The following is a 2,647-nucleotide window of genomic DNA, read 5'->3' as shown; positions in this document are numbered from 1 at the left end:
TTTCAGCGGTGGGGTCACGCCCGGTCCCTTTCCGAACCCGGAAGCTAAGCCTGCCTGCGCCGATGGTACTGCACCTGGGAGGGTGTGGGAGAGTAGGTCACTGCCGGCATCATTCTTTGTTGTTGAGAGTGTGTTGGGTCGGTACTGCACTGTGTAATGTGCGGTACCTTCCCGGCACGCTTTTTTTGTGTCCGAACAGTACATCGGAGCGTCCGGGGACTGCAGCGGGGGACATTCGCGTCGCTCCGTCTCTGCCCACGGCCTCCGGCGGGCCTGTCGACGGCTGTGTGTGCGAGGCTACGGTGGTGCGGTCAAACGCCAGAGCACCGTCCCTGTACGCTGGTAGTCGACTATGCCAGAAGCCTCGGTATGCGAGGTTTTCGAGTTGTATCCAGAGAGGTTTTTGATGAGCGAATCGTCCGGCACTTACGGAGCACGCAACGGTGCTGGAGGCGGTCCCCGGCGTGACCGTGGAGGTGCTCGTCGCCCACAGAACGACCACGGCCGCGGTGGTTACCGGGGTGGTCCTGCCGGTGGCAGGGGTCGTGATGATGATCGTCGCGGTGGTTACCGAGGTGGCTCTGCCGGTGGCAGCGGTCGTGATGATGATCGTCGTGGTGGTTACCGGGGTGGCTCTGCCGGTGGCAGTCGTCGTGATGATGATCGTCGTGGTGGTTACCGTGGTGGCTCTGCCGGTGGCAGTGGTCGTGATGATGATCGTCGTGGTGGTTACCGTGGTGGTTCAGCCGGCAGGAACGGTCGTGGCGATGACCGTCGTGGTGGTTACCGTGGTGGCTCTGCCGGCAGGAACGGTCGTGACGATGACCGTCGTGGTGGTTACCGGGGTGGTTCAGGCGGCAGGAACGGCCGTGATGATGACCGTCGTGGTGGTTACCGGGGTGGTTCGGCCGACCGAGGCGACCGTCGGGGTCATGACCGCAACGGCGGGCGCCCGGACGGGCGGCGGCGCGACCATCACAATGGACCGCAGCGGTCGGGCTACCGGGAGAACCGGGTCAACGACCGCGTCAGTGAACCGGAGATCCCGTCCGATGTGAGTCCGAAGGAACTCGACCCGGCCATCAGGCAGGAACTCCGCAGCCTGTCGAAGGACAACGCTGACAAGGTGGCAGGCCACCTGATCATGGCCGCCGCGCTCATGGACTCCGACAGTGACCGGGCACTCGCTCACGCGCGTGCCGCGAAAGAACGTGGCGGTCGGGTACCTATCACCCGCGAAACCCTGGGCATCGCCGCCTACCATGCAGGTGAGTGGAAGGAAGCCCTCACCGAGCTCCGCGCTGCCCGCAGGATGGCCGGTGGCCCGGGACTGCTGGCGGTGATGGCGGACTGCGAACGCGGCCTGGGGCATCCAGACAAGGCTGTCGAACTCGGTTTCTCCGAGGAAGCGGCTGAACTTGATCCGGAACAGCGCGCGGAACTGGCGATCGTGGTCGCCGGTGCACATCATGATCTCGGTCATGCCACCGACGCCGTCGACGTTCTGGAGCCGGAGACCCGTGCCCGGGATCTGCCCGAGGTCACTGCGCTGCGCGTGACCTACGCCTACGCTGACGCGCTGGCCTTCGCCGGGGAGACCGGGGACGCCCGCGAGTGGTTCAGGAAGGCTGAGAAGATGGACACCCACGGCGTCCTGGACAGTGCGGACCGGTTGCAGGAACTCGAGCGGGATCTCGACGAGTGACGTGCCGATGACATTGCTTGAACAGCAGGAGCGGCGTCCTCACCACATCCTGGACCGTTACGATTCACTGCTCGTCGACCTCGACGGAACAGTTTTCCGTGGTGGCGTCCTCATCGACGGGGCGCTTGCCGGCCTTGCCGGCCGGCCGGCCGTGTACGTGACCAACAACGCCTCACGGTCACCACGTGCCGTGTCCGACCATCTCGCCGGCCTTGGTGTACATACGGAGCCCTCCCGCGTGCTGACCTCGGCACAGGTCGCCTGCACCCTCGCGGTGGAGCTGGCAGGTGGTGCCGGAGACGGCGGGGACGCCGCCGCGGTTCCCTCCGCGCTTGTGGTGGGGGCCGAATCCTTCCGCGAGCTCGCTGCCGAGGCAGGGTTCCGCGTCGTCCGCAGCGCCGACGACCGGCCGGATGTCGTGCTGCACGGCCACTCACCGGACAACGACTGGGCGGTCCTCTCCGAAGCGGCACTCGCGGTACGGGCGGGTGCTGTCTATGTGGCGTCCAACATGGACACCACCCTGCCGTCGGAGCGTGGCCTGCTCATCGGCAACGGGTCGCTGGTCGCCGCGGTCGTCAGTGCAACCGGTGTACATCCGCAGAGTGCCGGCAAACCCGAGCCGGCGATGTTCCACGTCGCGGCGGAACGTCTCGGCGCACGGCGTCCTCTGGCTGTCGGTGACCGGCTCGACACCGACATTGCCGGAGGCATCGCCGCCGGGACGGACACCCTCTGCGTACTCACCGGCGTCTCCGGGCACACCGACATTCTGCACACCCGGTACCGTCCGACCTGGATCGCCGCCAACCTGCGGGACCACCTGGACGGCTGGGGCGCCCACCGCACCGGAGACACGGTCACCGTGACGGCAGGTCGGCAGGGCGACGTCGAGGTCATGGCGGCTGAGGCTCTCGCCGCCGCCGCGCCCCTGGTCTGGGC

General features: G+C 66.8%; 3 protein-coding genes and 1 rRNA gene. All 4 read left to right on the top strand.

The window, feature by feature from the left end; genetic code table 11:
* Nucleotides 1-109, top strand: a 5S ribosomal RNA gene (gene rrf / locus BN3906_RS13825); the annotation flags it as partial.
* A 334-nt stretch (nt 110-443) separates the two neighbouring features.
* On the top strand, nt 444-1,058 hold the full coding sequence (locus BN3906_RS15305) for a hypothetical protein (protein ID WP_315969040.1): 615 nt from the start codon (nt 444-446) through the stop codon (nt 1,056-1,058).
* On the top strand, nt 1,055-1,705 hold the full coding sequence (locus BN3906_RS15300; protein ID WP_237559580.1) for a tetratricopeptide repeat protein: 651 nt from the start codon (nt 1,055-1,057) through the stop codon (nt 1,703-1,705). The genes BN3906_RS15305 and BN3906_RS15300 overlap by 4 nt, the downstream gene beginning before the upstream one ends.
* Before the next feature lie 7 nt (nt 1,706-1,712).
* Nucleotides 1,713-2,647 (top strand): HAD-IA family hydrolase (locus BN3906_RS13815; RefSeq protein WP_066590252.1); only part of this gene is annotated, 935 nt, incomplete at its 3' end.

Source organism: Corynebacterium provencense (assembly GCA_900049755.1).
Taxonomy (GTDB): Bacteria; Actinomycetota; Actinomycetes; order Mycobacteriales; family Mycobacteriaceae; genus Corynebacterium; species Corynebacterium neomassiliense.
This window is presented reverse-complemented; position numbering and strand designations above follow the sequence as displayed.